28 protein-coding genes and 3 tRNA genes are annotated in these 26,723 nt (G+C 71.6%); 13 read left to right on the forward strand and 18 right to left on the reverse strand.

Going from position 1 to position 26,723, the window contains the following annotated elements:
* Nucleotides 1–7: 7 nt before the first annotated feature.
* Nucleotides 8–1,399: a gephyrin-like molybdotransferase Glp gene (gene glp, locus AABM36_RS11440; RefSeq protein ID WP_406018183.1), complete on the reverse strand. Its 1,392-nt coding sequence runs from the start codon at nt 1,397–1,399 to the stop codon at nt 8–10.
* Between the two features lie 66 nt (nt 1,400–1,465).
* On the opposite strand from glp, the gene moaA reads away from it, so the two are divergent.
* The 3 genes from moaA (at nt 1,466) to AABM36_RS11455 (ending at nt 4,131) form a co-directional block, all read left to right on the forward strand.
* Entirely contained in the window at nt 1,466–2,542 is a 1,077-nt protein-coding gene (moaA, locus tag AABM36_RS11445; protein WP_406018185.1) for a GTP 3',8-cyclase MoaA, read from the forward strand.
* A gap of 4 nt (nt 2,543–2,546) precedes the next feature.
* Complete coding sequence (locus tag AABM36_RS11450; protein ID WP_406018187.1) at nt 2,547–2,810, forward strand: MoaD/ThiS family protein; 264 nt, start codon at nt 2,547–2,549, stop codon at nt 2,808–2,810.
* 172 nt (nt 2,811–2,982) lie between these two features.
* Nucleotides 2,983–4,131: a molybdopterin-binding protein gene (locus tag AABM36_RS11455; RefSeq protein ID WP_406019555.1), complete on the forward strand. Its 1,149-nt coding sequence runs from the start codon at nt 2,983–2,985 to the stop codon at nt 4,129–4,131.
* Nucleotides 4,132–4,176: 45 nt separating this feature from the next.
* On the opposite strand, the gene AABM36_RS11460 is transcribed toward AABM36_RS11455, so the two are convergent.
* The 6 genes from AABM36_RS11460 to AABM36_RS11485 all read right to left on the reverse strand — a co-directional run bounded on the left by AABM36_RS11460 (nt 4,177) and on the right by AABM36_RS11485 (nt 8,245).
* Nucleotides 4,177–5,352, reverse strand: a complete 1,176-nt coding sequence (locus tag AABM36_RS11460) for a GNAT family N-acetyltransferase (RefSeq protein WP_406018189.1) — start codon at nt 5,350–5,352, stop codon at nt 4,177–4,179.
* Between the two features lie 199 nt (nt 5,353–5,551).
* Nucleotides 5,552–6,262, reverse strand: coding sequence for a 50S ribosomal protein L1 (gene rplA / locus AABM36_RS11465; RefSeq protein ID WP_423446367.1), 711 nt, complete (start codon nt 6,260–6,262; stop codon nt 5,552–5,554).
* Nucleotides 6,263–6,348: 86 nt separating this feature from the next.
* The gene (gene rplK / locus AABM36_RS11470) at nt 6,349–6,780 is read right to left on the reverse strand and encodes a 50S ribosomal protein L11 (protein ID WP_019309669.1); all 432 of its coding nucleotides are present in this window, start codon (nt 6,778–6,780) and stop codon (nt 6,349–6,351) included.
* 132 nt (nt 6,781–6,912) lie between these two features.
* Complete coding sequence (nusG, locus tag AABM36_RS11475) at nt 6,913–7,797, reverse strand: transcription termination/antitermination protein NusG (protein ID WP_423446369.1); 885 nt, start codon at nt 7,795–7,797, stop codon at nt 6,913–6,915.
* Between the two features lie 45 nt (nt 7,798–7,842).
* On the reverse strand, nt 7,843–8,109 hold the full coding sequence (secE, locus tag AABM36_RS11480; protein ID WP_019309671.1) for a preprotein translocase subunit SecE: 267 nt from the start codon (nt 8,107–8,109) through the stop codon (nt 7,843–7,845).
* 63 nt (nt 8,110–8,172) lie between these two features.
* A tRNA-Trp gene (locus AABM36_RS11485) sits at nt 8,173–8,245 on the reverse strand.
* Nucleotides 8,246–8,484: 239 nt separating this feature from the next.
* Between AABM36_RS11485 and AABM36_RS11490 the strand changes: the two genes are divergently transcribed.
* Entirely contained in the window at nt 8,485–9,696 is a 1,212-nt protein-coding gene (locus AABM36_RS11490) for a pyridoxal phosphate-dependent aminotransferase (protein WP_423446371.1), read from the forward strand.
* Nucleotide 9,697: 1 nt separating this feature from the next.
* Nucleotides 9,698–10,066, forward strand: coding sequence for a hypothetical protein (locus tag AABM36_RS11495; protein ID WP_423446373.1), 369 nt, complete (start codon nt 9,698–9,700; stop codon nt 10,064–10,066).
* 66 nt (nt 10,067–10,132) lie between these two features.
* On the opposite strand, the gene ppk2 is transcribed toward AABM36_RS11495, so the two are convergent.
* Nucleotides 10,133–11,044, reverse strand: a complete 912-nt coding sequence (gene ppk2 / locus AABM36_RS11500; RefSeq protein ID WP_029603156.1) for a polyphosphate kinase 2 — start codon at nt 11,042–11,044, stop codon at nt 10,133–10,135.
* Between the two features lie 227 nt (nt 11,045–11,271).
* Here ppk2 and AABM36_RS11505 point away from each other — a divergent pair, with 227 nt between their 5' ends.
* Entirely contained in the window at nt 11,272–12,303 is a 1,032-nt protein-coding gene (locus AABM36_RS11505) for an ATP-dependent 6-phosphofructokinase (protein ID WP_423446375.1), read from the forward strand.
* Nucleotides 12,304–12,418: 115 nt separating this feature from the next.
* Here AABM36_RS11505 and AABM36_RS11510 read toward each other — a convergent pair whose 3' ends face one another.
* The 3 genes from AABM36_RS11510 to AABM36_RS11520 all read right to left on the reverse strand — a co-directional run bounded on the left by AABM36_RS11510 (nt 12,419) and on the right by AABM36_RS11520 (nt 14,962).
* On the reverse strand, nt 12,419–13,621 hold the full coding sequence (locus tag AABM36_RS11510) for a YgfZ/GcvT domain-containing protein (protein WP_423446376.1): 1,203 nt from the start codon (nt 13,619–13,621) through the stop codon (nt 12,419–12,421).
* The gene (locus tag AABM36_RS11515) at nt 13,618–14,238 is read right to left on the reverse strand and encodes an FABP family protein (protein ID WP_423446378.1); all 621 of its coding nucleotides are present in this window, start codon (nt 14,236–14,238) and stop codon (nt 13,618–13,620) included. The genes AABM36_RS11510 and AABM36_RS11515 overlap by 4 nt, the downstream gene beginning before the upstream one ends.
* A 115-nt stretch (nt 14,239–14,353) precedes the next feature.
* Nucleotides 14,354–14,962: a hypothetical protein gene (locus tag AABM36_RS11520; RefSeq protein ID WP_423446379.1), complete on the reverse strand. Its 609-nt coding sequence runs from the start codon at nt 14,960–14,962 to the stop codon at nt 14,354–14,356.
* A gap of 255 nt (nt 14,963–15,217) precedes the next feature.
* On the opposite strand from AABM36_RS11520, the gene AABM36_RS11525 reads away from it, so the two are divergent.
* The 7 genes from AABM36_RS11525 (at nt 15,218) to asd (ending at nt 21,040) form a co-directional block, all read left to right on the forward strand.
* Nucleotides 15,218–15,907 (forward strand): response regulator transcription factor, encoded by a 690-nt coding sequence (locus tag AABM36_RS11525; protein WP_423446381.1) that lies wholly within the window; start codon nt 15,218–15,220, stop codon nt 15,905–15,907.
* A 34-nt stretch (nt 15,908–15,941) separates the two neighbouring features.
* The gene (gene mshD / locus AABM36_RS11530) at nt 15,942–16,853 is read left to right on the forward strand and encodes a mycothiol synthase (RefSeq protein ID WP_423446382.1); all 912 of its coding nucleotides are present in this window, start codon (nt 15,942–15,944) and stop codon (nt 16,851–16,853) included.
* 78 nt (nt 16,854–16,931) lie between these two features.
* Complete coding sequence (locus tag AABM36_RS11535) at nt 16,932–17,882, forward strand: NUDIX hydrolase (protein WP_423446384.1); 951 nt, start codon at nt 16,932–16,934, stop codon at nt 17,880–17,882.
* Between the two features lie 78 nt (nt 17,883–17,960).
* The gene (locus AABM36_RS11540; protein WP_423446385.1) at nt 17,961–18,782 is read left to right on the forward strand and encodes a thymidylate synthase; all 822 of its coding nucleotides are present in this window, start codon (nt 17,961–17,963) and stop codon (nt 18,780–18,782) included.
* Nucleotides 18,779–19,447, forward strand: a complete 669-nt coding sequence (locus AABM36_RS11545) for a dihydrofolate reductase (RefSeq protein WP_423446387.1) — start codon at nt 18,779–18,781, stop codon at nt 19,445–19,447. The genes AABM36_RS11540 and AABM36_RS11545 overlap by 4 nt, the downstream gene beginning before the upstream one ends.
* A 36-nt stretch (nt 19,448–19,483) precedes the next feature.
* Complete coding sequence (locus tag AABM36_RS11550) at nt 19,484–19,828, forward strand: GNAT family N-acetyltransferase (protein ID WP_423446389.1); 345 nt, start codon at nt 19,484–19,486, stop codon at nt 19,826–19,828.
* 75 nt (nt 19,829–19,903) lie between these two features.
* Nucleotides 19,904–21,040 (forward strand): aspartate-semialdehyde dehydrogenase, encoded by a 1,137-nt coding sequence (asd, locus tag AABM36_RS11555; RefSeq protein ID WP_423446391.1) that lies wholly within the window; start codon nt 19,904–19,906, stop codon nt 21,038–21,040.
* A 6-nt stretch (nt 21,041–21,046) separates the two neighbouring features.
* Here the strand turns inward: asd and AABM36_RS11560 are convergent, their stop codons facing one another.
* The 7 genes from AABM36_RS11560 to AABM36_RS11590 form a co-directional block, all read right to left on the reverse strand.
* On the reverse strand, nt 21,047–21,448 hold the full coding sequence (locus tag AABM36_RS11560) for a PGPGW domain-containing protein (RefSeq protein ID WP_423446392.1): 402 nt from the start codon (nt 21,446–21,448) through the stop codon (nt 21,047–21,049).
* Between the two features lie 52 nt (nt 21,449–21,500).
* Nucleotides 21,501–22,808 (reverse strand): UDP-N-acetylmuramate dehydrogenase, encoded by a 1,308-nt coding sequence (locus tag AABM36_RS11565; protein ID WP_423446393.1) that lies wholly within the window; start codon nt 22,806–22,808, stop codon nt 21,501–21,503.
* An 11-nt stretch (nt 22,809–22,819) separates the two neighbouring features.
* Nucleotides 22,820–23,302 (reverse strand): MaoC family dehydratase, encoded by a 483-nt coding sequence (locus AABM36_RS11570; protein ID WP_423446395.1) that lies wholly within the window; start codon nt 23,300–23,302, stop codon nt 22,820–22,822.
* Complete coding sequence (locus AABM36_RS11575) at nt 23,299–23,748, reverse strand: FAS1-like dehydratase domain-containing protein (RefSeq protein ID WP_423446397.1); 450 nt, start codon at nt 23,746–23,748, stop codon at nt 23,299–23,301. The genes AABM36_RS11570 and AABM36_RS11575 overlap by 4 nt, the downstream gene beginning before the upstream one ends.
* 279 nt (nt 23,749–24,027) lie before the next feature.
* Nucleotides 24,028–24,101, reverse strand: a tRNA-Met gene (locus AABM36_RS11580).
* Nucleotides 24,102–24,154: 53 nt separating this feature from the next.
* Nucleotides 24,155–24,226 (reverse strand) — tRNA-Thr (locus AABM36_RS11585).
* Nucleotides 24,227–24,616: 390 nt separating this feature from the next.
* The gene (locus AABM36_RS11590) at nt 24,617–26,701 is read right to left on the reverse strand and encodes a DEAD/DEAH box helicase (protein ID WP_423446399.1); all 2,085 of its coding nucleotides are present in this window, start codon (nt 26,699–26,701) and stop codon (nt 24,617–24,619) included.
* Nucleotides 26,702–26,723: the final 22 nt, after the last annotated feature.

The following is a 26,723-nucleotide window of genomic DNA, read 5'->3' on the forward strand; positions in this document are numbered from 1 at the left end:
TCCGGGTTCAGGGTCCGTTCCGGGCTCTGCGAGGTGCCCCGGCCGCCGCGTCCGAGGTTTCCGAGCGACAGGCCATCGCTCCGGTCGCCGCGTTCGAGGTCTCCGGGTTCCGGGCCACCACCCCGCCGTCGAGGAGGAGCACGTCCACCTCGGTCCCCCGGGGCAGGGTACCGGTGCCGGGCGGGATGCCGACGAGCACGTCCGCCCGGGCGGCCGCGGTCAGCAGGTGGGAGGACGCGCCGCCCACCAGCGCGACCCGCGGCGGAGCGCTGGGCAGCAGCGTGCCCCGACGCAGCTGGGTGCGGGACTCCAAGGGCTCCACCGGGGCGTCCAGCCGGGCAGAGCTCCAGCGCGCGGGCGGGCAGCAGGCCCACACGTCCGCGAGCGCGGCGCGCACGAACACCTCGCACGAGACCCACGTGCTCACGGGATTGCCCGGCAGGCACAGCACGGGTGTCCCCCAGAGCAGCCCGCAGCCCTGCGGACCGCCGGGCTGCATGTCCACGTGGCCGAACCACATCTGCGTGCCCGCCCGTTCGAGGCCCTGACGCACCACCTCGAAAGCACCCGCGCTGATGCCTCCGCTCGTGACCACGAGGTCCGCGCGTGACTCCTCCAGTCCCGCACGAAGAGCCGTGAGGAGCGCGTGGGGGTCGTCGTCCACGCGCAGCCGGCTCACGTGCTCGGCACCGTGGCCGGTGAGCCACGCCTCGAGCAGCGGCCCGTTCGCGTCGTACACGGACCCCGTGGGCAGCGGTCTGCCGGCGGGAACCACCTCGTCCCCGCCGCTGACCACGAGCACGCGCGGCCCGCGGTGCACCGGCACCGGATCCTCCCCCGTGAGCCCGAGCGCCGCGCACGCGCCCAGCGCGGCGGTCCCGAGCACCGTTCCGGCGGGCAGGGCCACGTCCCCCCGGGCGACGTCGCTGCCGGCCTCCCGCACGAAGCTGCCCTCCCGGGGGACGTCGGCGGCGGCGACCGTGACGGTGGGGGTGTCGAAGCGCGGGGGCTGGACGCGCTCCACGGGGATCACGGCATCGGCTCCCTCGGGGAGCACCGCCCCGGTCATCACGGCGGTCGCGGTACCGGGGACGTGGGGTGCCGGGGCGGCCCCGGCGGCGCGGGTGCCGTGCACGGGGAGCGTGACCTCCCCTGCCCCGGGCGCGGGGGCGAGGTCCGCGACCCGCACCGCGAAGCCGTCCATCTGCGAGTTGGTGTGGGGAGGCAGGTCCAGAGGGGCCACGAGATCCTCCGCGAGCACGCACCCGTGGGCCGCCGCCAGCGGAACCGGCCGTGCGGCGTCGTCCTCCCGGTCCCGGGAGCGGGCGCGGCCGAGCAGGGCCCGGACCGCGTCCCGGTGCTCGGGGATGGTGCGGTGCGCGGACGGGGTGCGGGACATGGCTCCAGGGTAGTCACCCTCCCGGGGGCGGCGAGGGTGTCGGGGCGGAGTCCTACACTGGGGCGCATGTCCGTTTTCCTCGGCAACCCCCGCGTGCTTCCCACGCGGGGAGTGCCCAGGCAGGGACCGTTGACGGACCGTTTCGGACGAACCGCCACGGACCTGCGCATCTCCATCACCGACAAGTGCAACCTGCGGTGCACCTACTGCATGCCCGCGGAGGGCATGCAGTGGCTCCCCCGGGAGTCCCTGCTGACGGTCGAGGAGATCGTGCGGCTCGCGCGCATCGCCGTGACCGAGTTCGGGGTGCGCGAGATCCGCCTCACCGGGGGCGAACCCCTCATCAGGCCGGACCTCGAGCAGCTGGTGCAGGCCCTGCACACCGCGCTGCCGGGCGTGCCCGTGTCCATGACGAGTAACGGGATCGGCCTGGCCGCCCGGGCGCCGGGACTCGCGGACGCGGGGATGACGCGCGTGAACATCTCCCTGGACACCCTGTGCGCGGAGACCTACGAACGCCTCGCTCGCCGTGGGCGGCTCGCCGAGGCGCTGGACGGCGTGGCCGCGGCCCGCCGCGCGGGCATGAGCCCCGTGAAGATCAATGCCGTGCTGATGCGGGGCGTCAACGATCACGAGGCGCCCGGGCTGCTGCACTGGGCGCTCGAGAACGCGTGCGACCTGCGGTTCATCGAGCAGATGCCCCTGGACGCGGACCACGGCTGGACCCGGGAGAACATGGTGACCGCCGCGCAGATCCGTGAGAGCCTCTCCCGGGACTTCGACCTCACCCCGGACACCGCACCACGGGCCGGCGCGCCCGCCGAGAAGTACCTCGTGCGCCGGAAGGCCGAGGACCGGGTGGTGGGCACCGTGGGCATCATCGCCTCGGTGACCGAGCCGTTCTGCGAGGACTGCACGCGCACCCGCATCACCGCCGAGGGCCACGTGCGCTCGTGCCTGTTCTCCCACCACGAGACCGACCTCATGCACCTTCTGCGCTCCGGCGCCACCGACGCCCAGGTCACCCAGCGCTGGCGCGAGGCCATGTGGGTCAAACCCAGGGCGCACGGGATGGACCACACCGGGCTGGACTCCGGGGACTACATCCAGCCGGACCGCAGCATGAGCGCGATCGGGGGCTGACGAGGTGCGCGTGAGGTATTTCGCCGCGGCCGCCGCCGCCGCAGGCACCGAGGAGGAGCACGTGGCCACACCGGCGGCGCTGAGCCGCACCGACCTCGCACAGTTGCTCGTGAGCCTGCACCCCGTGGCTCCGCCCGGTGAGCCCACCCTCGCACAGGTGCTCCCCCGCTGCTCGTGGCTCGTGGACGGGATCGCCGCCAAGGATCCGTTCTCGCCCGTGGCTCCCGGCGCCACCGTGGACGTCCTGCCACCCTTCGCCGGTGGCTGAGCCCGTGCCCACCCCAGCGGATCCCCCGTGGGCCTGCGGTCTCCCGGTGCGACGTCACGCGGGGCGGGACGACGCGCGGGACCTCGCCCACCGCGTCGGAGCCGCCCTCGCCCACCGCGCCGGAGCCGCCCCGGCCACCGGGCGGCGTGGGTCGGCCGCCGGCCCCGGAGGGGTGCCCACCGAGCAGGTACCACTGTCACGGGCGTCCGGACGGGTCCTGGCCGAGGACGTGAGGGCCGCCTGCGCTGTACCGCACTACGCCTCCAGTGCCATGGACGGCTACGCCGTCAGGGGACCTGGTCCGTGGGAGCTGGTGACCAGTGGCTCACCGTCCGCCCACACGGGGCCCGGTGCCACGGTGCATCTTCCCAGCGCGGCCTCCGCGGTGGTCCTCGCACCGGGCACTGCCGTCCCGGTGGTCACGGGTGGCGTGGTTCCCGCGGGCACCACGAGCGTGGTCCGGGAGGAGTTCTCGTGCCGCTCCGGCTCCAGCGTGCGCCCGGCGCCGGGCGCCCCACCCTCCGAGCTGGAGGGCCGCCACATCCGCGCGGCGGGCACGGAGTGCCAGGCCCACGAGGTGCTGTTCCACGCCGGCCGGGTGCTGTCCCCCGCGGACGCCGCCTTCGCCGCCGTGGCCGGGCTGGACCACCTCCCCGTCCGGCGGGCACCCCGGGTCGCCCTGCTGCTCACGGGCTCCGAGGTGCGCACGAGCGGTGTGCCCGGGCCCGGTCTGGTGCGCGACGCGTTCAGCATGTCCCTGCCCCACGTGGTCACCGCGTACGGAGCCGTGCCGGGCACCGTGCACCGGGTGGACGACGATCCGGTGTCCCTGGCCGCTGCGTTCCGGGCCGCGTGTGCAGAGCACGACGTGGTGCTCACCACCGGGGGCACGTCCCGCTCCGGGGCGGACCACGTCCGCCCGCTGCTGGAGCGGGAGACCCGGGTGCTCGTGGACCAGCTCGACCTGCAGCCAGGGCACCCCGCCCTGCTGGGTGCGGCAGAGCGCAGTACGGTGCTGGCCCTGCCCGGCAACCCCCTGGCGGCGCTCACGGTGCTGCTGCTCGTGGGAGGGCCGCTGCTCGCCGGCTTCGCGGGGCACCCCGCAGCGCAGCTCGTTCCCGTCACCGTGGGCGCGGACGCGGCGGGCGGACGGCGGGAGAAGCTCGTGCCCGCACGACGCCGCGGGGACGCGTGGGAGCCGTGCCGCGCCGTCTCCTCCAACATGCTGCGCGGTCTGAGCGAAGCGCAGGGGCTGCTGAGCGTACCGCGCGCGGGGCTCGCGCCAGGGGACAGCTCCGTGGTCCTGCCGTTGCCCTGGTGACACCCGGCGGAGTGCCCCGCGTGGGCGGCACGTCCCCCGGAGCGGTCAGACGACGCTGAAGTCCTGCTCCCAGATCGCGGACTGTCCGGCCTCCTGGAACCCGAGCTGCGCGTTCACCCAGTTCATGCGGTCGTTGCCGCTGTGGGTCCACGAGTACACGGTGGTGACCTCCGGCGCCACGGCCGCGAGCTGCTCCAGATTCGCCAGCTTGAGACGCATGCCCAGGCGGTGGCCGCGGTGCTCCCGCACCACGAGCGTCTCGTCCTGCAGCGCCAGCACGGGGCGGTGCTGCGCGAGGATCAGCTCGGTCATGCCCACCAGCTCACCGGTGCGCAGGTCCTGGACCACGGCCATGAGCGAGCGGTCGCCGTCCTCCTGGCGCAGCTGCTCGGTGCGGCGCACCCGGTCCCCGTCCCACGGATCGGGATCCGCCACGATGGGGCGCACGAACGAGTCCGTGGGGATCTTCGCGTGCAGCTGCGCGAGCGGGGCGAGCAGCTCCTCGGGGGCCTCTCCCACCCACGTGTGCATGCGGTAGTGCTCCGCGAACGGGGTGGAGCTCAGGGACTCCTGGATGCGCTGCAGCCGGGACTCCGCCAGAGGAACGGGCAGCAGGGCGAAGCTGCTCACCGTGCGCAGGCCGTAGCCCGCGTGCTGCGCGAACCGGGTCTGGCGGTGGCTGGCCGGCAGCCGGCCCGAGCCGTCCGCGGCTTCCAGCCACGGCACCGGCGTGGCCGGGTCGCCGGACGGCTCCTCGCCGTCGGAGCTGCCGTCCACGCTGCCGTCCCCGGGGCCCGCTGGATCCCGGGCCTCGGATGCGGGGTGCTCGGTGACGAGCCGGACCAGGCGGCGTGACTCCCCGTGGGCCAGCTGCTCAGCAGCACCCAGGAGGCCGCGTCCAATGCCCTCCGACGTCTCGTCCGGGTCCACGTGCACCACGATCTGCGCCATCCCGGTGTCCGCGATCAGCGGCATCCGCACCTCGGCGCGCCCCACCAGGCGCTCGTCAAGGAAGGCGCACAGGATGTTGACGCGCTCGTAGGGGTCCTTGAGGTCCCGGAAGATGTCGTGGGCCTCGTTGCTCAGCTGGTCCGTGCCCCACACGTGGCGTCGGGAGGACTGCACCAGGGCCGCCACGTCCCCCAGCTGCTGCTGGGCGTCCGCGTCGAACGCATCGGGGATGCGCAAGAGCTCGATACGTACCGGTGACGACTGCGTCACTGTGTTCTCCTTCCGTGCCGTCCACAGCCCGGACGACACCCCGGTGGCGGATCCCCGCGGGGATTCCACCTCCAGTACATCATGGAACGCCCACCGCGATCCGGCCCCGAACATGGCAGTAGGGCCCGGCCTGGGACGGCACGGACCCTACTGTCACTCCTGCGCCGTGGGTCCTGCAGGGCCCCACGGCGAGCCGGGATCACGCCTGGGCGGTCACCTCGGTGGCGTTCGGGTCCACGGGGATGCCCGGGCCGAACGTGGTGGCCACGGTGGCCTTGGTGATGTAGCGACCCTTGGAGGCGGAGGGCTTCAGACGAAGCACCTCCTCCAGGGCTGCACCGTAGTTCTCGGCGAGCTTCTGCGCGTCGAAGGACGCCTTGCCGATGATGAAGTGCAGGTTGGAGTGCTTGTCGACGCGGAAGTCGATCTTGCCGCCCTTGATGTCGTTGACGGCCTTGGCCACGTCCATGGTCACGGTGCCGGTCTTGGGGTTCGGCATGAGGTTGCGGGGACCCAGGATCTTGCCCAGGCGGCCCACCTTGCCCATCATGTCCGGGGTGGCCACGGCGGCGTCGAAGTCCGTCCAGCCGCCCTGGATCTTGGCGATCAGGTCGTCGTTGCCCACGAAGTCGGCGCCGGCGGCCTCGGCCGCGGCGGCCTTGTCACCGGTGGCGAAGACGACCACGCGGGCGGTCTTGCCGGTGCCGTTGGGCAGGTTCACGGTGCCGCGGACCATCTGGTCCGCCTTGCGGGGATCCACGCCGAGACGCATGGAGACCTCCACGGTGGGGTCGGACTTGCTGCCCTCGGCCAGTTCCTTGGCCAGGGCGACCGCCTCGGCGGGAGCGTAGAACTTGCCCGCCTCGATCTTCTCGGCAGCTGCCCGGTATGCCTTGCTGCGCTGTGCCATCTGCTTCTTCTCCTTGTGCAGTTGTGGTCTGCGGACCGCGCTCGGCCCTGCCACGATGAAGTGTGTTGCTGGTGAGTCGAAAGGACTCAGTTGACCTCGATGCCCATGGAGCGGGCGGTGCCGGCGATGATCTTCGCGGCGGCGTCGATGTCGTTGGCGTTGAGGTCTTCCTTCTTGGTCTCGGCGATCTCACGGACCTGGTCCATGGTGATCTTGCCCACCTTGGTGGTGTGGGGGACGCCGGAACCCTTGGCGACGCCGGCGGCCTTCTTGATCAGCTGCGCGGCGGGCGGGGTCTTGGTGACGAACGAGAACGAGCGGTCCTCGTAGACGGTGATCTCCACCGGCACGATGTTGCCGCGCTGGGATTCCGTGGCCGCGTTGTAGGCCTTGCAGAACTCCATGATGTTGACGCCGTGCTGACCCAGCGCCGGACCCACGGGAGGAGCCGGGTTGGCGGCGCCTGCCTGGATCTGCAGCTTGATCAGGCCTGCGACCTTCTTCTTCTTGGGAGCCATGTGATGGTCCTCTTTCTGGCTGTGCGTACCGCCGCACAGGAGCGTACGACGGCGGGTGGTCGCCGTGGCGCGGCGACCGGACGGAGAAGCCCCGGACCAAAGCGCATCCGGGGAACTCCGAAGTCTGGGGTGCTAGATCTTGGTGACCTGGTTGAAGCCCAGGGTCACGGGGGTCTCGCGCTCGAAGATGGAGACCAGCACCACGAGCTGCTGGGATTCCACCTTGATCTCGGAGATCGTGGCCGGGAGGGTCTCGAACGGGCCCTCCTTCACGATCACGGACTCGCCGACCTCGAAGTCCACGGTGACCTGCTGGGCGGCGGCGCCCTGCGATCCGGCTCCGGAACCGGCGGTCTCGCCGAGGCCCTTGGCCTTGTCCGGGGTCTCGAACGTGGGTGCGAGCATGTCGAACACCTCGTCGAGGCGCAGCGGCGCGGGGTTGTAGGCGTCCTGGCCCACGAAGCCCGTGACGCCCGGGGTGTGGCGCACCGCGCCCCAGGAGGCGTCGGTGAGGTTCATGCGGACCAGCACGTACCCGGGGATGCGCACGCGGCGCACGGTCTTGCGCTGGGAGTTCTTGATCTCCACGACCTCTTCCATGGGCACCTCGATCTGGAAGATGTCCTCTTCCATGTTGAGGGACTGGATGCGGGTCTCGAGGTTGGTCTTCACGCGGTTCTCGTAGCCGGCGTAGGTGTGGATGACGAACCAGTCGCCCTCCTGGCGGCGCAGGTTGGCCTTGAACTCGGCCACGGGATCCACCTGGTCCTCGGCGGCCTCCTCGGTGACCTCGACCTCCACGAGCGGCACCGGGGTGGCCTCGCCGTTGCCCTCGGCGACGTCGAGGTCCGCCTCCTGGACGGCCTTCTCGTCCGTGACGTCCTGCGAGTCCGTGGGCTCGGCGGACGCGACAGTGTCGGACACGCTCTCCGCCGACTCCTCGCGCGCAGCGTCCCCGGACGGGGTGTCGAGCTGCGCGGGCTGAGTGTCGTCGTTCTCGAGCTCGTGATCGGTCACTGGCTTCTCCTGCTTTCTGTGGACGGCTGGACGTGCTGCGCGGTCTTACTGGGCCTGGTCGCCGTTACCGAAGAGCCAGAGGGCCAGCTGCCCGAAGGCCAGGTCCAGCAGGGAGATCAGCACCATCATGAAAGCGACGAACACCAGCACGACCAGGACGTAGTTGACGAGTTCCCGCCGGGACGGGGTGACGACCTTCTTGAGCTCCCCCACGACCTGGCGGATGAACAGCCAGATCCGTCCGAAGAAGCCGCGCTTGCGCTCCGAACCGGCGGGTTGACCCGGGGTCTGTCCTGTGACGGTGTGCGACATCGGCTCTCCCCTGCGTGAAGCAGCTTCTCGGCGGTGGTGTTCGTGCCGTGGTGGGTCGTGAAGCAGGGCAGACAGGACTCGAACCTGCAACCTGCGGTTTTGGAGACCGCTGCGCTACCAATTGCGCCACTGCCCTTCATCTGCCGCGTCGAGACAACCACGACCGCGGCAACGGTGCCCGAGCCTATCACCGGCTCGTGTCACCCGGATCCGTTCCGCCGTGGGGGCAACGGGGTCCCGGGTGGCGGCACCAACCAACTATGGTACGCGGCCGTCTCGTTCCGTGCAAAGCCGGGGGCGCGGCACCTAAGCTGGGAGACCAGCGCCCGGGTTCCGCCGCGGGCGACGCCAGCCAGCCCAGGAGAGATGATCCCCATGTCACCAGCGCAGCAGCGCATCTCGCACCGGATCGCGGCGATCGCGGAGTCCGCGACCCTCGCGGTGGACGCGAAGGCCAAGGCCCTCAAGGCCGAGGGCCGTCCCGTGATCGGCTTCGGCGCGGGCGAACCGGACTTCTCCACGCCCGACGACATCGTGGCGGCGGCGGCCGAGGCCCTGCGGGACCCGGCGAACTTCCGCTACTCCCCCGCCGCCGGTCAGCCGAAGCTGCGCGAGGCGATCGCCCGGGCCACCTCGCGGGACAGCGGCTGGGACGTGACGAGCTCGCAGGTGCTCGTGACCAACGGCGGCAAGCAGGCCGTCTACCAGGCCTTCCAGACCGTGGTGGACGACGGCGACGACGTCCTGCTCCCCGCCCCGTACTGGACCACCTACCCCGAGGCCATCCGCCTGGCCGGCGGCAACCCCGTGGAGGTCTTCGCCGGGGCGGAGAACAACTACAGGCTCACCCCCGAGCAGCTGGAGGCCGCCTGCACCCCCGCCACCAAGGCGCTGCTGTTCTGCTCGCCGTCCAACCCCACGGGCTCCGTGTACACCGCGGAGGAGACCCGCGCGATCGGCGAGTGGGCCGCGGCCAAGGGCATCTTCGTGATCAGCGACGAGATCTACCAGCACCTCACCTACGACGACGTGCAGTTTGTGTCCATGGCCCAGGCCGTCCCCGCGCTGCACGAGCACCTGATCCTGCTCAACGGTGTGGCCAAGACCTACGCCATGACGGGGTGGCGCGTGGGCTGGATGGTCGGCCCCGAGGACGTGGTCAAGGCCGCCACCAACCTGCAGTCCCACCTCACGTCCAACGTGAACAACGTGGCACAGGCCGCCGCACTCGCCGCCCTGGAGGGCCCCATGGACAAGGTGGCCGAGATGCGGGAGGCGTTCGACCGGCGTCGTCGGACGATCGTGGACGGGCTGAACGCGATCGAGGGCGTGAACTGCCCCGTACCCACGGGCGCCTTCTACGCGTACCCGGACGTGACCGCCCTGCTCGGACGCGAGTTCGACGGCGTCACGCCGCAGACCTCCGCCGAGCTCGCGGAGCTGATCCTCGAGAAGGCCGAGGTGGCCGTGGTCCCGGGCGAGGCGTTCGGCCCGTCCGGCTACCTGCGGCTGTCCTACGCGCTGGGCGACGACGACCTCGCCGAGGGACTCTCCCGGCTGCAGGCGTTCCTGGGAGGGAAGAACTGACATGGCCACCACCGACACCGTGAAGACCCTGGACGCGCACCTGCCGTCCCCCGTGGCCGTGCCGAGCGCGGTCCTCGTGGGCGCCGGGCTGATCGGCGGCTACGGCATCGCGCGCGTCACCGGCGTGCGCGCCCTGGGCGGCGTGGTCCTCGCGGCGTGCGGCGCCGCAGCGGGCCGCACGTGGCTCGCGTCCGCGGGCCCCACGACCGCCACGAGCCTGGGGATGCTCTACGGCGGGAGCTTCGGCGCGTCCCACCCGCTGGCCAAGAAGATGGGCGCGTGGCCCTCGGTGCTCACGGTGGCCGCGGTCAACGCCGCTGCATCCTGGGCGCTCGTGGACCGTCACAACTTCGGGCCCGACGCCGCCTGAGCCCGTTCCGAACGCACGCGCACCCCGGTGGCCGAGCCGCCGGGGTGCGCGTGCGTGCTGGAGCCGTCAGTCGTCCACGGCGTCCCGGCCGCGGCGCACGATCAGCGGGTCCGGCGGGTACACCACGGAGGTGTCCTTGTCCTCGTAGTCGAACTGGTTGAGGAAGAAGCGGATGGCGTTCAGGCGCGCACGCTTCTTGTCGTTGGACTTGATGGTGATCCACGGGGCGTGGTCCGTGTCCGTGCGACGGAAGGTCTCCTCCTTGGCCACGGTGTAGTCCTCCCAGCGGTCCAGGGACGCGAGGTCCATGGGCGAGAGCTTCCAGCGGCGCACGGGGTCGATCTGGCGGATCGCGAAGCGGGTGCGCTGCTCGTGCTGCGTCACGGAGAACCAGAACTTGGTGAGGTGGATCCCGGAGTCCACGAGCATCTTCTCGAAGACCGGCGCCTGCAGCATGAACTCCTCGTACTGCTCGTCCGTGCAGAAGCCCATGACGCGCTCCACGTTGCCGCGGTTGTACCACGAGCGGTCGAACAGCACGATCTCCCCGTTGGTGGGCAGGTGCTGGATGTAGCGCTGGAAGTACCACTGCCCCTGTTCCCGGTCCGAGGGCTTGTTCAGCGCCACCACGCGGGCGGCTCGCGGGTTCAGGTGCTCCGTGAAGCGCTTGATGGTGCCGCCCTTGCCCGCGGCGTCCCTACCCTCGAAGACCACCACGTGCTTGAGGTCGTTGTCCTGGCCCCAGTACTGGAACTTCAGCAGCTCGATCTGCAGCTGGTACTTCTCCAGCTCGTAGTCCTCCCGGGACATCCGCTCGTCGTACGGGTAGCCCTCGCGCCACGTCTCCACGGCGCTTCCGCCCGGATCGATCAGGTCCGGGTCCGGGGACTGCCCGTCCCGCACCGTGTACCCCTGGTCCACGAGCTTGTCGATGAACTCGCGCAGGTTCTCACGGGCCGGTTCTTGCTGGGCGGTCATCTGATCCTCCTGGTGGCCTGACATCGCGAACGGCGTGTTCACAGTTCTCGGCTCCGATCTTAGTTCCCCGCATTAACCCCGGGTGAATGTCCGGGGCGTGCCGTGGCGGGAACGTTCACGGAACCCGTCAGTGTGCGGGGGCGTCGCCCGCCCCGCGCGGACCCCCGGTCACTAGGATGGAGGGTGTCAGATCGACCACGACACCACAGAGGAGCACTGACCCCATCATGCGAATCGGGCTTATGACCAGCGGCGGCGACTGCCCCGGGCTCAACGCGGTGATCCGCGGGGCGGTGCTGCACGGCATCAAATCCTTCGGCCACGAGTTCGTGGGCTTCCGCGACGGCTGGCGCGGCGTGGTGGAGGGCGACATCATGGAGCTGCCCCGCCAGAGCGTGCGCGGCCTGGCCCGCGAGGGCGGCACCATCCTGGGCACCTCCCGCACCAACCCGTTCGACGGTCCCCACGGCGGGCCGGAGAACATCGCCAAGGTCCTCGAGAGCAACGGCATCGACGCCGTGATCGCGATCGGCGGCGAGGGCACCCTGGCCGGGGCCAAGCGCCTCGCGGACGCCGGGCTCCCGGTGGTGGGTGTGCCCAAGACCATCGACAACGACCTCCAGGCCACGGACTACACGTTCGGCTTCGACACCGCGGTGTCCATCGCCACGGACGCCATGGACCGGATCCGCACCACCGGCGAGTCCCACCACCGCTGCATGGTGGCCGAGGTGATGGGCCGCCACGTGGGCTGGATCGCACTGCACTCCGGCATGGCCGCCGGCGCCCACGCGATCCTCATCCCCGAGTTCCGGGAGTCCATGGAACAGGTCTCCGAGTGGGTCCGCGAGGTCCACGACCGCGGCCGGTCCCCGCTGGTGGTCGTGGCCGAGGGCTTCATCCCGGACGATCGCGAGGAGGCCATTGCGGGCAAGGGCGTGGAGGCCTCGGGCCGACCGCGTCTGGGAGGCATCGGCGAGTTCGTCACCCAGGAGATCGAGAGCATCACGGGCATCGAGACCCGCAACACGATCCTGGGCCACATCCAGCGCGGTGGTGCCCCCACGGGCTTCGACCGCGTGCTGGCCACGCGCCTGGGGATCGCGGCGGTGACCATGGTGACGGATCAGGAGTGGGGCAAGATGTGCGCCCTGCACGGCACCGACGTGGTCCGCGTGGACTTCTCCGCTGCCCTCGACGGCCTCAAGGCCGTTCCCCGGGACCGCTACGACGAGGCCAAGGAGCTCTTCGGCCGCTGAGTCCCGTCCAACGACCGCGGGTCCTCGCAGGGACTGCCTCCGAGGACCCGCGTGTTCGTTGTGCCGCAGTCAGTCCGCGTGGACGCCGTGGCTCCCGGCCCCGACGCCGCGCGGCTCAGATCCGCATGCCTCCACCGCGCGGTCCGCGCATGAGTCCACCCGCACGGCCGACCACCGAGCCGGCCTCCGGCGGGACCACCACGGTCTGTGCGGCCGCCCACTGCTCCGCGGCGGGAGCAACCCCGTCGGAGCCCTCCGCGCCGGGGTCGTTGCTCGCCTCCCGCACCGTGAGGACCGCTTCCGGATCCACCGAACGCTTGAGCACGGCGAGGGCAATGGGCCCCGCCTCGTGGTGCAGCTGGGCCGCGGTCACACGACCCACGACCCGCCCGGACAGCTCCACCGCCGCCCCCGCCTCCGGCAGGGTGTGCTGGGAGCCGTCGAGGTCCAGGAAGGTGAGCCTGCGGGGCGGGTGCCCCAGGTTGTGCACGCGCGCCACGGTCTCCTGCCCGCGGTAGCATCCCTTGGACAGGTGGACAGCCGTGCGCATCCAGTCGAGCTCGTGGGGAATGGTCTTCTCGTCCGTGTCCACGCCCCAGCGGGGGCGCCAGGACTCGATCCGCAGGGCTTCTGCGGCCCACGATCCCGCGAGCTGGAAACCCTCCCCTTCGAGGCCCTCGACCACGGACGCCAGGGCATCCCTCGACACGAGGTGCTCGAACCAGGTGCGGCCGCTACCGGGGTGGTCCTGCTCAGCGGCGTACCCGTGACCGCCCGTGGCGATCCCGGGCCAGGGATCGTGCCACACCGCGGCCACCGCGGGGCCCGGCAGGTCCGGGAGCAGAGCGGAGATCCGGGCGGAGAGATCCTGCGTGGCGGCCAGCACGGCCCACTGCGCGCAGACGTCCTGCACCTCCACCCGCAGCGCGAAGCGCATGGAGCTGAGCCAGTCCACGAGACCGGAGGTTTCGGCGGCCTCGGTGATGAGCCAGGTGGTGGCGCCGTCGTCCACGACGTGGGGTGCGTACTCCACGCGCCCCTGCACGCTGAGGAACAGGGCCTCGGTGCTGCGGCCGGGTTCCAGGGAGGTCAGCACCTGGGAGGAGAGCGTTGTGAGCCAGGTCAGGCGGTCCGGGCCGGTCACGGTCACCACGCCGCGCTGGGACTGGTCCACCACCGCACGCCCGCGCGCGAGGGCCCGCTGCTCCGGAACGGGGTCGCCGTAGTGGGCGGGCACCCCGGCGTCGAAGCCCTGGGCGGGTACTGCGCCGTGGCGTCCCAGCAGCACGGACGAGTGCACCGGAGCTGCTCCGCTCACGACTGCTGGTCGGCCGCCGGCTCGACCTTGGTGAGCTCGGCGGAGGCGTGGGTGGCCAGCTCCCGCCCCTGGGCGGCCATGTCCCAGGCCCACATGAGGTGGTTGTTCACGAGTCCGTAGAGGCGCGTGCCGGACTGGTACTCCTTGGCGCCCTGGGCGCGGATCACGGCGTCGGTGCGCAGGTCCACACGGGGACCCTTGATCTGCCCGAGGTACAGCTCCGCCACGCCACCCGGCTGGAGGATGCTCACGGAGATGTCGAAGCCGCCGTCCGCGTTGCGCAACGCCTCGACGTCCTGCGCGGACGTGAGAACCGGCACGGGATCCGGCGGCAGCATGCCGGGACCGATGTCCCCGTCCTCGCGGGGACGCGCGAGCTCCCAGAAGCCCTGCTCGTACGTGGCCTCGCGCTGCGGCTCGCCCTCTTCGTCGAGGAGCGTGGTCTGCGCGCGGTAGATCACGAACGGTAGGCCGGTCTGCTCGAACGTGACGCGCTGGCGGAAAGCACGCTGCTCGGCGTCGCCGTACCCCATGAAGCCGTTGCCCTCCCACGTGCCCAGGAGCCACGAGAAGGGAACGAGCTCGGGTGTCAGGTCAGAGGGGATCTCGATGGGCACGAGCTACATCTGCCCCTTGAAGAGGCTGAACACGACCTTCGCGCCGATTCCGAGGATGGCGAGGGTCGCGAGACCCAGGAGGACCAGGTAGAAGATTTCGAGTGCAAGCATGGCTTCACGCTACCACGGCGGCCAGGACCTGACTGGCGAAAACGGCCACCATTCCGAGCAGCGCCACGGGGGTCACGCCGAGGGTGATCATCCCCCTGCGCCGGAGGTTCTCGGGGGCCGCGGAGATCACCCGGGCCCCCGCGACCACGAGGATCACGGTCAGCGGCGCACCCACACCGGCCACGGTGAGCCACCCGCTGAGACCCTGCTCGTGGGCCACGGTGGAGAACGCGATCCACCCGGAGGCGGCCACGGCCGCGAGCACGCCCGTGACGGACGCCAGGGTGGACTCCAGCCGGTACTTCGCACCCTCACCGCGCACGAGCTCGGCCACGCACACGGCCATGAACGAGACACCGATGACGGCGGGCAGCCACACGAGACGCTGCGACGGCACGAGCTGCACGAGCAGGCACGCCAGGGTGCCGGCCGAGGCGATGAGCACGTTGTGGCGGCGTCGGGCCTGGATGCCCGCCGCGGCGGGCCACCCCACGCCGATCGTGACCGCCATGCCCACGGAGACCACGAACGGCGCCCAGCCCCCCACGAGGCCGGCCGTGAGCGCGAGGACCAGCGCCACCACGGCGGCGATGATGATGCGCGCGTACTTCATGGGGAGGTTCCTCCGGGCCGACCTGCGGGCGGTGATCTGTTCTGCGCCCTGGTGCCAGGGTAACCGCCGCGCGTCCCCCGCCGGGCCCCGGCCACCCGCTGGACGCGGTGCAGGGCGGTGGTCAGGACCGCACCACCGCAGGGCCGGGCCCCGGTGGGGTGCCCCGCGGCGTCGGCGCGCCCCCGCCTATACTGGCCCGGTCATCGGCCGGGCCCGCTCGGGGCCGGCCCCCCACGCGTCCGAGCGGAGCACGCCGTGTCCCACCTCGCCCTGCTCAGCCCCGCCCCCGGTGCGGTGGACACCGCGCTGCCCGCCCTCGAGCTGCTCACCCACACGGTCTCGGTCCATCCTCTGACGGCCACCGGGGGGCTCACGGGGCCGAACCGGCCGGACGTCGTGGTGCTGGACGGCACCGCGGATCTCGTGGGCGCCCGCAACGCGGCGCAGACGCTCTCCGCCGCCCCGCGCCCCCTGCCCGTGCTGCTGAGCGTGACGGAGGGCGGAATGGCGGCCGTGGCGGCGTCGTGGTGCGTGGACGACGTGGTGCTGAACACCGCGGGGCCCGCCGAGGTGGAGGCCAGGCTGCGACTCGTGAGCGCGGGCGGCGCCGCCCCGGAACCGGAGCCCGAGGGGAGCGTGCTGCGCGCGGGCTCGCTGAGCATCGACGAGGACTCCTACACGGTGAAGCTCTCGGGGCGGGCCCTGAACCTCACGTTCAAGGAGTTCGAGCTGCTGCGGTTCCTGGTCCAGCACGTGGGCCGGGTGTTCACCCGCAGCCAGCTGCTGTCCGAGGTGTGGGGCTACGACTACTACGGCGGCACCCGCACCGTGGACGTGCACATCCGGCGGCTGCGCGCCAAGCTCGGCTCGGACCACGAGCACCTGATCACCACGGTGCGTAACGTGGGGTACAGCTTCGCGGCAGGCAGGGAGACCTCTGCCTGAGCACCGCGCCGACGACCGCCGAGGAGGCACTGCCATGTCCGTCACCGTGACCCCGTACGACAGCATCCCGTTCCCCGAGGACCTGGTGGCCCTCGCGGAGCGCTCCCGCGCACACGACGGCGAGCCGCCGTTCTCGGACCAGACGCTCGTGGAGCTGCGCTCCGGCCGGGCGGGGGTCACGTGCGTGGCCGCCACCGACGGCGAGGATCTGGTGGGAGCCGCCGTGGTGATGCCCCAGCCTGACGCCGCCTCCACGTTCACCGTGGAGCTCACCGTGGACCCGGAGCACCGCGACCGGGGCGTGGCCACGGCCATCGCGGGCCAGCTGCGCGGTCTCGTGGACGGCACCGTGGAGGCCTGGGCGCACGGTGACCAGCCCGCGGCGCGGCGGCTCGCCGAGCTGCACGGACTCACCGCGGTGCGCGACCTGCTGCAGCTCAGGCGCACCGTCACAGACGCCCAGGACGTGCCCCTCGACGTGTCGCTGCCGGAGGGTGTGGAGATCCGCGCGTTCGAGGTGGGCCGGGACGAGCAGTCCTGGCTGCGGGTCAACTCCCGCGCCTTCGCCCAGCACCCTGAACAGGGCCGCCTGACACTGTCCGACCTGCAGCAGCGCGAGGGCGAGTCCTGGTTCGACCCCGCCGGGTTCCTCCTGGCGGTGACCACCGAGGACCCGGACCGGGTGGTGGGCTTCCACTGGACCAAGGTGCACCCGGGCGGCGAGGGCGCCGCGGCCCTGGGCGAGGTCTACGCCGTGGGCGTGGACCCCGATCAGCAGGGCGGCGGCCTGGGCCGGGCACTCACGGCCGCGGGCATCAACCACCTGGCCGGCGAGGGGCTCGGGGAGGTCATGCTGTACGTGGACGCGGACAACACGGCGGCCGTCTCCCTCTACGGGTCCCTGGGCTTCGAGCGCTGGCACGTGGACGTCATGTACCGCGGCTGAGCCCCGCTACCATCGGTACGGGATCCCCGCCCCCTCCCCGCGGGCGGGACATGAGTTTCCGAGCACGGAGAGCAGACCATGGCGAAGAGCAGCACCCTGAGCACGTACGACATCCTCGCCGCGGGGTGTCTCTGCTGGCGGGTGGTGGACAACGAGCTCCAGGTGCTGGTCATCCACCGTCCCCGATACGACGACTGGTCCTGGCCCAAGGGCAAGCAGGACGACGGTGAGACGCTGCCGGAGACGGCCGTGCGCGAGCTGCGCGAGGAGACGGGGCTGCGCATCACCCTGGGGGTCCACCTGGGCGACTCCGCGTACAAGGTCCGCGGCAACGACAAGCTCGTGCGCTACTGGGCCGCGGAGGTCTCCCCCACCGCGCAGACGGCCCCGGAGGACGACGAGGTGGACGAGATGCGGTGGGTCACACCCGCCCGCGCCCACGAGATGCTCAGCAACAAGGACGACCGCGCACCGCTGGAGCGGCTCACCCGGCTCTACTCGCAGGGCCTGCTGCCCACCCGTCCCGTGATCGTGATCCGCCACGCCAAGGCGAAGCCCCGCTCGTCCTGGCAGCGGGCCGAGGGGGACCGTCCGCTGGCCGCGACCGGCAAGCGACAGGCCCTCGCCGTGACCCGGCTGCTCGCGGCGTGGCAGCCGGAGCGCGTGGTCACCTCCCCGTGGCTGCGCTGCATGTCCACCGTGGTCCCCTACGCCACCAAGCACAACGTGAAGGTCAAGGAGCGTCCGCAGCTCACCGAGGCCACCCACAAGCGTCACCCCAAGCGGGCCGCGCAGGTCACCGAGCAGCTCTTCGACAGCGAGCGCCCCGTGGTGCTGTGCACCCACCGCCCCGTGCTCCCCACCGTGCTCAAGGTGCTCGCGGCGCACATGCCCTCCGGGATGGCCAAGGGGCTGCCGGACTCGGACCCCTACCTGAGCCCGGGGCAGATGATCGTGATGCACATGCCGCGCGGTTCCCAGCGCTCCCGCGCCGTGGCGTTCGAAATCATCTCCCCCTTCGACGACTGACCGTCCCGCGGCGGCGCCGCCGCGACCCCCGCAAGCAGAGAGGACGACGCGCGCGTGCGGCGTCGTGAGAGGAGAGCCATGAGCGAGATCCCCACACCGTACGAGGACCTGCTGCGGGACGTCCTGGAGAACGGGACGCCCAAGACGGACCGCACCGGGACCGGGACGCTGTCGGTGTTCGGCCGCCAGATCCGATACGACCTGGGCGCCTCCTTCCCCCTGCTGACCACCAAGCGCGTGCACTTCCGCTCCGTGGCGCTCGAGCTGCTGTGGTTCCTCTCCGGCTCCTCCAACGTGCGCTGGCTGCAGGAGCGCGGCGTGAGCATCTGGGACGAGTGGGCGGACGAGAACGGCGACCTGGGTCCGGTGTACGGCGTGCAGTGGCGCAGCTGGCCCGCCGGGCACGGGGAGACGATCGACCAGATCGCGCGCGTGGTCGAGTCCATCCGCACCACCCCGGACTCCCGGCGGCACATGGTCACCGCGTGGAACCCCGCGGAGGTGGACCGGATGGCGCTGCCCCCGTGCCACGCGCTGTTCCAGTTCTACGTGCAGCCGCGCGCGGACGGCCCGGACGCCCTGAGCTGCCAGCTCTACCAGCGCTCGGCGGACCTGTTCCTGGGGGTGCCGTTCAACATCGCCTCCTACGCGCTGCTCACCGTGATGGTGGCCCAGCAGTGCGACCTGGTGCCCGGCGAGTTCGTGTGGACCGGAGGGGACTGCCACATCTACACCAACCACCTGGAGCAGGTGCGCACGCAGCTCGCGCGCGAGCCCTACCCGTACCCCACGCTGCGGCTCACGCGCCGCCCGGAGACCATCTTCGACTACGCGTTCGAGGACTTCGCGGTGGAGGGCTACCAGCACCACCCCGGGATCAAGGCGCCGGTGGCGGTGTGAGCGTGGACCGTTTCCCTGCCCCGCACCCCGCGCAGCCCCCGGCGGACGACGACGCCGCTCACGCCCCGTCCGCGACCGACACCGGGCCGGGCGACGTCGTGGTGGGCAGCGTCGTGGTGGGGGGCATCTGGGCGCAGAACCCGGACGGTGTGATCGGGGTGGACGGCGGGATCCCGTGGCACCTGTCCGAGGACCTGAAGTTCTTCGCGCGCACCACCATCGGGCACCCCGTGGTCATGGGGCGGCGCACGTGGGAGTCCTTCCCGGAGAGGTTCCGACCGTTGCCGGGGCGACCGAACATCGTGATCACCTCCCGCCCGGAGTCCGTGCCCGCGGACGGCGAGCGCGTGTGGGCCGTGGGCTCCTACGCCGAGGCGCTGGACCTCGCCGTGTCCCTGCTCCCCGCACCCGGGACTGAGCAGGAGGACACCGCCCGTGAGGTGTGGGTGATCGGCGGCCCGGGAGTGTGGCGCGAGGCCGCGGCACACCGTCCCCTGCCGCTCACCCGCGCCCTGGTGACCACCGTGGACCTGGACGTGCCCGGTGACACCCACGCCCCCGTACTGGGCGGCTCGTGGTCCCGCCGGGAGGTCGCGGACTGGGCCGAGTCGCGCAACGGAACCCGGTTCCGGATCGACGAGTGGACCCGCACTCCCGTGGGATAGCGTGAGGTGACACACACCGAGCCGGAGGAGCCCCCCGTGAGCGATGAGAGCACACCGAGCACCATCACGAGTCCCGAGCTGAGGATCGTGCCCAACCACGACAACTCCCGCTACGAGCTGTGGGACGGCGGGCAGTACATCGGCTTCCTGGGGGTCGAGGTGCTCCCGGACGCCACCGTGGACCTGCAGCACACCATCATCTCCGAGGCCTTCGGCCGCCAGGGCTACGCCCGCACGCTCGTGACCCGCGTGCTGGACGAGTACCGCGAGCGCGGCACGAAGGTGCGGGCCACGTGCAGCTACGTGCGGGACTTCATGGACCGCTTCCCGGCCTACCGGGATCTGCTGGCCACCACGCCGGACCCGCGCGCCGAGGGCTGAGCCGCGGGAGCGCGCTCCGCACCCTGACTGCCTGCACCGGCCGCCACCGCACGGCCCCTGGCTAGACTGGCCCGCATGACTTCACACCCCACCGCCGTAGGTTTCGTCGGCTGGCGCGGCATGGTCGGCTCCGTCCTCATGGACCGCCTGCGCGCCGAGAACGACTTCGCCGAGCTGGACCCCGTGTTCTTCTCCACGTCCGACGCCGGGGGGTCGGCTCCCGCGATCGACTGCCTCGGCGACACCGGCACGCTGCAGGACGCCCACGACCTCGAGGCGCTCGCCAAGCTCCCGGTGCTGGTCACCACGCAGGGCGGGGACTACACCACCGCCGTCCACGGGAAGCTGCGCGCCGCCGGCTGGGACGGCATCTGGATCGACGCCGCCTCCACGCTGCGCATGGACGACGACGCCGTGATCGTGCTGGACCCCGTCAACCGGGACGTCATCGACGCCGCCCTGGACCGCGGCGTCAAGGACTTCGTGGGTGGCAACTGCACCGTCTCGTGCATGCTCATGGGCCTGGGAGGGCTGTTCCGCAACGGGCTGGTGGAGTGGGCCACCTCCATGACCTACCAGGCGGCCTCCGGCGGCGGGGCCCGCCACATGCGCGAGGTGCTCCGGCAGTTCGGGGACCTCAACAACACCGTGGCCGAGCAGCTGGCCGATCCGGCGTCCGCGATCCTCGAGATCGACCGCGCCGTGCTGGCCGCCCAGCGCGGCGGGGAGCTGGACACCACCCAGTTCGGGGTGCCGCTCGCAGGTTCCCTGATTCCGTGGATCGACGCGGACCTCGGCAACGGGCAGTCGCGCGAGGAGTGGAAGGCGCAGGCGGAGACCAACAAGATCCTGGGCCGCTCCGGTGACACCACCATCCCCGTGGACGGACTGTGCGTGCGGATCGCCGCCATGCGCTCCCACTCCCAGGCGCTCACCCTCAAGCTGCGCGAGGAGATCCCCGTGCCCGAGATCGAGCGGCTCCTGGACGAGGACAACGAGTGGGCCACTGTGGTGCCCAACACCAGGGAGGACACCATGAGGGACCTCACCCCCGTGGCCGCCTCCGGTTCGCTGCACATCCCCGTGGGGCGCATCCGCACCCTGTCCATGGGACCGCAGCACATCTCCGCGTTCACCGTGGGGGACCAGCTGCTGTGGGGCGCGGCCGAACCGGTGCGCCGGATGCTCAAGATCGCCCTCGGGACGCTCTGAGATCAGCTAGTCGGGGTCGGGGGTCGCGCGCATGTGCCGCGGCCCCTGCTCCCACCCGTGCGGCTTGTCCCGCGCCCGCCGGTAGCGCCACTCGGCCACGAGGTTGGACCACCAGCGCCACATCCGCAGCGCCGCCCGCTTGATGCGCATGTTGAGCCGGTGCGCCCACTCGAACTCCGTGCTCCAGATGCCCAGCCCCAGGAAGATGAACAGCCACCCGGGCCCCGGGGTCACGAGCATCACGAGGCCCGCGAGCGCGAACACACCGCCGAGCACGATCACGATGCCCTTGTGGAGGACGCGGAGCACGGGGTGCCGCTCGGACCAGGCCCGCAGCCGCAGGACGGCGTCGTGCACCCGCCCGCCACGTTCCCCGCGCTCGATCTCCTCGTGGAGCTCAGAACTCACGCCAGCACCGCCCGGGACGCGGAGAACGACGCCGCCGCGGGGCGCACGCGTGTCACAGGGACAGCCCCAGCAGCACCGGTTCCGGCTCCAGGTGCACCCCGAAGACCTGTTCCACACCGCGCTGCACCGCACGGGCCACGGCCGCGACGTCCTCCCCGGACGCCCCACCGCGGTTGGTCATGGCCAGGGTGTGCTTGCCGGACAGGGACGCCCGCCCTCCGGCGACGTCCTCCCCTGCCAGGTCCAGCAGCTCGTTGCGTGTGCCGGGCAGCCCGAAGCCCTTGCCGAAGCCCGCGTGGTCGATCAGCCACGCCGCGGAGAGCTTGACCGCGCCCTCCACGGTGCGGCCCCGGGCGTCCAGAACCGGGTACCGGGGGGCGTCCGCGGGAATCCGGTCCGTGAGCTCGTGCTCGGGCACCACGGGGTTCGTGAAGAAGGAGCCCGTGCTGTAGGTGTCGCGGTCCGCGGGGTCCAGCACCATGCCCTTGCCGGCGCGCAGCCGCAGCACGGTGTCCCGCACGGTGCTCAACGGGGCGCGCTCCCCCACCTCGACACCCAGTGCGGTGGCCAGCTGCGCATAGCGCACGGGAGTGGAGTCCTCGCGCCGCTCCAGCCGGAACGTCACGGAGAGCACCACGTGACGCGGTGAGCCGTGGTCCGTGCTGCGCTTGAGCAGGGAGTCACGGTAGGAGAACTCGAGGTCCTCGAACGAGAACGTGCGGTGCCGCTGCTCCTGCCGGTCCCACACGCGCACCCGCACGATGTTCTGCGAGACCTCCGAGCCGTACGCGCCCACGTTCTGCACCGGGGTGGCACCCGTGGTTCCGGGAATCCCCGCAAGGGTCTCCAGCCCGGCGAGCCCGTGCTCCACGGTTTCCCGCACGAGGTCGTCCCACGGGTGTCCGGCGGCGGCCTCCACGAGCACGGAGCGCTCATCCGCGGCGTCGCCCCCGGTGCTGCCCCCGGGCTCGGTCCATGTCTGTGCCTCGGTTGCGGTCCCGGTCTCGGTCTCGGTGCCACCGGCGGCCCGGGGCAGACACCGGGCGGTGCCGTGGTGGGTCCCGCCGTGGGGAGATGCTCCGGCCGGCTCGCGGGCGACGTCGTCAGGTGCGGCGCCCGCCGCGCGGCGCGGTTCCGTGACCGTGAACCCGCGCGTGCCCACGAGCACCACCGTGCCGTCGAACGCCTCGTCCGAGGCGAGGATGTTGGACCCCCCGCCCACGATCAGCACGCGCTCCCCCGCCTGGTCGGCGCGCGAGACCGCCGCGACGAGCTCCTCCTCCGTGCCGGCCTCCACGCAGCGGGACACGGGGCCGCCCACGGCAGTGGACGTGAGCTGGGAGAGGCACGGTGCAGTCATGGTGGTCAATCCTAGTGCGGGAACCTCACGACGGCCTGGGCCTTGACGAGCACCTTGAGCGCCGTGGCGGTGTCCGGCTGCGCCTCCGGGTCCGAGAGGTCCGGGGCGGTCACCGTGAGGTCCACGCGCGCGGTGCGGGCCTGCGGATCCACGGCCCCGATCACGCCGCTCACCGACAGCGCGGTGCTCGGCTCGACCTCCGTGCCGTACGCGTTGGGGACGACTACGGGCTTGGTGAACCGCGTCTGGTAGTCCACCACGGCACCCGGGTCGCCGACCCACTCCGTCACCAGTCCCACGGCGGCACCCATGGTGAACATCCCGTGGGCGATCACGTTGGGCAGCCCCACCGACCGGGCGAAGTCCTCGTTCCAGTGGATGGGGTTCATGTCCCCCGAGGCTCCCGCGTAGGCCACGAGGTCCGCCCGTGACACCTCGACCCGCCGCTCACCGATCTTCTGGCCCTTCTCCAGGCTCTCGAACTCCACGGTCACTGGTCCTCTCCTCGCACGAGCAGCGACGACACGGTGGTCGCCACCTTCTCCCCGTCCACCGTGGTGATCTCCACGCGTGACGTCACCATGGCTCCCGATCCCAGCGGTCGCACGGCGTCCACCGTGACCGCCGCCGTCAGCTCGTCCCCCGCCACGATGGGCCGGTGGTGCGTGAAGCGCTGGTCCGCGTGGACCACGCGCGAGAAGTCGATCCCGGCCTCGGGATCGTTGACCAGGGCGGCGTCGGCCCGCTGGGACACGACGATCGCGAAGGTGGGCGGGGCCACGAGGTCCGGGTGGCCGGCGGCCTGCGCCGCTGCGACGTCGTGGTGCACGGGATCCGTGGCCTTCACGGCCGTGGCGAACTCGCGGATCGTCTCGCGGCCCACCTGGTACGCGGGGATGGACGGGTAGGTGGTGCCCACCACGTCAGGGGATACGGCCATGGTCTCCTCGATTCGACGGACGGCTTTCCGCCCAGCCTATCGGCCCCTCTCACCTCCGGTCCGCCGACGACGCGTGGCCGCCGGGGCGGTGCACACGCGCCTGTCACGTCCGGGCCCGGCCGACGACGCCGCCGCACCGGATACTGGGGCGGATGGCACGGGTTCTCCCCACCGGCATCCACATGGGCACACGTGCGCCGGTCCACCAGGGCGTGGGAGCAGCGGCGGGGCCGGGCACGGAAAAGGCGCCGCTCCCCGAGGGGAACGGCGCCTGAACGGTAGCGGTGGACGGGCTCGATCCGTCGACCTCACGATTATGAGTCGTGCGCTCTAACCAGCTGAGCTACACCGCCACGTCATGGATGAAACCCACGGTTCACAAGGTCCCGCAGGTTGTCATCATGAGAGCCCCGACCGGGAATCGATCCCGGGACCTCCATCTTACCAAGATGGCGCTCTACCACTGAGCTATCGGGGCAACGCGGAACACTCTAACAGCATCCCCGCGCGATGCACAAAACGGCTCAGACCCCTGAATCACGCGACGGGCGCCCGCCACGGCGCCGGTGAATCGGCCCGCGCAGGGGTGGGCGGCCGCGGCGGGGAGTGGCTGGCGCGGGGGCTGGCTGGCGCAGATGCTGTGAAGTGGAGCAAATGCAGCACAGAGCCCCGATTTCTGCACTAACGGAGCAAATGCACGCCCCCGGGGGCCCGGGGACGACCGAGCACCCCGGGGACGACCGAGCACCCCGGGGTCGGTGGACGCCCGGCCGCCCGGTCCCCCGAACGACGCGCGGCCCCTCACCCCACCGGGGATCCTCCGAGGATCCGCCGGGGCGTGAGAGGCCGCGCGTGAGTGGTGGCTGGATCAGCGTCCGGAGTAGCCGCCGTTGGTGCGGCCGTAGCTCTTCTTGCGGGGCCGGTCCTGGTAGGAGGAACCGCCGCCACGGGGACGCCCGCCACCGCGATCGTCACGGTAGCCGCCACGGTCACCGCGGTCGTCCCGGTAGCCACCTCGGTCACCGCGGTACCCGCCGCGGTCGCCACGGTCGGTGCGGGGCCCGCGGTCACGGTCCCCGCCGCGGAACCGGTTGCCACCGCCGCTGCGGGCGCCACCCGGTCCACGGTCCTCCTGGATGCGGATGGGAGCGCCGTTGATCTGGGTGTTGGAGAGCTTGTCGAGCGTGCCCGCGGGCAGGTTCTCGGACAGGCCCACCAGGGTGAAGGTGGGGCGGATGTCGATCGCGCCGATCTGCGAGCCGTTGAGTCCGCCCTCGTGCGTGAGCGCACCCACCACGGCACCGGGGACCACGCGGTCGCGGTGACCCACGGCCAGCTTGTAGGTCTTCATGCCGGCCTCGTCGCCCGGGGAACGCCGGTTGCGGGGGCCGTCCCCGTCCTTGCGCTCGCGGTCGCGCTTGCGCTGCGGCACCTCGGGGAGGTCCTCCACCAGGAACGGACGGCCGTTCTGGGCGATCACGGCCAGGGCCGCGGCGATCTCCACGGCGTCCACGTCGTGCTCGGCCTCGTAGCGCTCGACCATCTCGCGGAACAGTCCGAGGTCCTCGGACTCGATGGTCTCCTCGATCTGCTGCGCGAAGTTGTCCTTGCGGGTCTGGTTGACCTCGTCCGTGGTGGGCACGCGCATCTGCTCCACGGGCTGGCGGGTGGCCTTCTCGATGGCGCGCAGCAGGTACTTCTCGCGCGGCGTCATGAAGAGGATGGCCTCACCCTTGCGCCCGGCGCGGCCGGTGCGCCCGATGCGGTGCACGTAGGACTCGGTGTCGTGGGGGATGTCGTAGTTGACCACCAGGGAGATCCGCTCGACGTCCAGACCGCGCGCTGCCACGTCCGTGGCCACGAGGATGTCGATCTTGCCCTCGCGCAGGGAGTCCACGGTGCGTTCGCGCAGGTTCTGCGGAATGTCGCCGTTGATCGCCGCGGCGGTGTAGCCGCGGGCCTTGAGCTTGTCCGCGATCTCCTCCGTGGCGGCCTTGGTGCGCACGAAGACGATCACGCCGTCGTAGTCCTCGACCTCGAGCACGCGGGTCATGGCGTCCAGCTTGTGGGGGCCCATGACCTGCATGTAGCGCTGACGGGTGTTGGTGCCCGTGGTGGTCTTGGCCTTGACCGTGATCTCCTTGGGGTCGCGCAGGTACTGCTGCGCGATCCGGCGGATGGCCTTGGGCATGGTGGCGGAGAACAGCGCGACCTGCTTCTCCTCCGGGGTCTGGGCCAGGATCTTCTCCACGTCCTCGGAGAAGCCCATGCGCAGCATCTCGTCGGCCTCGTCCAGCACTACGTACGCGATGTCGTCGAGCTTCAGCGAGCCCTTGGAGAGGTGGTCGATCACGCGACCGGGCGTGCCCACGACCACCTGCGCGCCGCGCTTGAGCCCGGCCAGCTGCGGGCCGTAGGAGGAGCCGCCGTACACGGGCAGGACGGTGAAGTCCTCCAGGTGCGTGGCGTAGGAGCCGAACGCCTCGGCCACCTGCAGCGCGAGCTCACGGGTGGGGGCCAGCACGAGCACGCGGGTGCTGCGCTGCGGGCCGTGCAGGTCGGAGAGCTCCGCGAGCTTGGACAGCGCGGGCACCGCGAACGCGGCGGTCTTGCCGGTGCCGGTCTGGGCCAGGCCCACGACGTCCCGGCCGCTCAGCAGCGCGGGGATGGTGGCCGCCTGGATGGGCGAGGGGTACTCGTAGCCCACCTCGTCCAGGGCTGCCAGCACTCGGCCGTCCACGCCGAGCTCGGCGAACGTGGGCAGCTGGGGCTCGTCGGAGGGTGCCTGCGCCGCCTGCGCGGACGAGCTGTCGACGGCGCCCGGCTCGGTGGCGGGCGTCGCGTCCTGGCTCGCGGCGGCGTCGTCGGCGACGACCTGGGTCTCGCCCGGAGCGCTCGCGGGGGCAACGGTCTGGGCGGTCGTGTGGTCTTCGGGGGTGGATTCAGTGGGCACGGAAGAACCTCGCTTCGGTGGA

The sequence above is a fragment of the Kocuria sp. KSNUG genome, from assembly GCF_049532735.1.
In the GTDB taxonomy this organism is placed as follows: Bacteria; Actinomycetota; Actinomycetes; order Actinomycetales; family Micrococcaceae; genus Kocuria; species Kocuria rhizophila.

Bases quoted from the DNA above. Each gene is read 5' to 3' on its own strand.
- glp (WP_406018183.1), bottom strand. From the start codon at position 1,399: ATGTCCCGCACCCCGTCCGCGCACCGCACCATCCCCGAGCACCGGGAC.
- moaA (WP_406018185.1), top strand. From the start codon at position 1,466: ATGTCCGTTTTCCTCGGCAACCCCCGCGTGCTTCCCACGCGGGGAGTG.
- rplA (WP_423446367.1), bottom strand. From the start codon at position 6,262: ATGGCACAGCGCAGCAAGGCATACCGGGCAGCTGCCGAGAAGATCGAG.
- rplK (WP_019309669.1), bottom strand. From the start codon at position 6,780: ATGGCTCCCAAGAAGAAGAAGGTCGCAGGCCTGATCAAGCTGCAGATC.
- secE (WP_019309671.1), bottom strand. From the start codon at position 8,109: ATGTCGCACACCGTCACAGGACAGACCCCGGGTCAACCCGCCGGTTCG.
- AABM36_RS11490 (WP_423446371.1), top strand. From the start codon at position 8,485: ATGTCACCAGCGCAGCAGCGCATCTCGCACCGGATCGCGGCGATCGCG.
- AABM36_RS11495 (WP_423446373.1), top strand. From the start codon at position 9,698: ATGGCCACCACCGACACCGTGAAGACCCTGGACGCGCACCTGCCGTCC.
- ppk2 (WP_029603156.1), bottom strand. From the start codon at position 11,044: ATGACCGCCCAGCAAGAACCGGCCCGTGAGAACCTGCGCGAGTTCATC.
- AABM36_RS11505 (WP_423446375.1), top strand. From the start codon at position 11,272: ATGCGAATCGGGCTTATGACCAGCGGCGGCGACTGCCCCGGGCTCAAC.
- AABM36_RS11520 (WP_423446379.1), bottom strand. From the start codon at position 14,962: ATGAAGTACGCGCGCATCATCATCGCCGCCGTGGTGGCGCTGGTCCTC.
- mshD (WP_423446382.1), top strand. From the start codon at position 15,942: ATGTCCGTCACCGTGACCCCGTACGACAGCATCCCGTTCCCCGAGGAC.
- AABM36_RS11535 (WP_423446384.1), top strand. From the start codon at position 16,932: ATGGCGAAGAGCAGCACCCTGAGCACGTACGACATCCTCGCCGCGGGG.
- AABM36_RS11540 (WP_423446385.1), top strand. From the start codon at position 17,961: ATGAGCGAGATCCCCACACCGTACGAGGACCTGCTGCGGGACGTCCTG.
- asd (WP_423446391.1), top strand. From the start codon at position 19,904: ATGACTTCACACCCCACCGCCGTAGGTTTCGTCGGCTGGCGCGGCATG.
- AABM36_RS11565 (WP_423446393.1), bottom strand. From the start codon at position 22,808: ATGACTGCACCGTGCCTCTCCCAGCTCACGTCCACTGCCGTGGGCGGC.
- AABM36_RS11575 (WP_423446397.1), bottom strand. From the start codon at position 23,748: ATGGCCGTATCCCCTGACGTGGTGGGCACCACCTACCCGTCCATCCCC.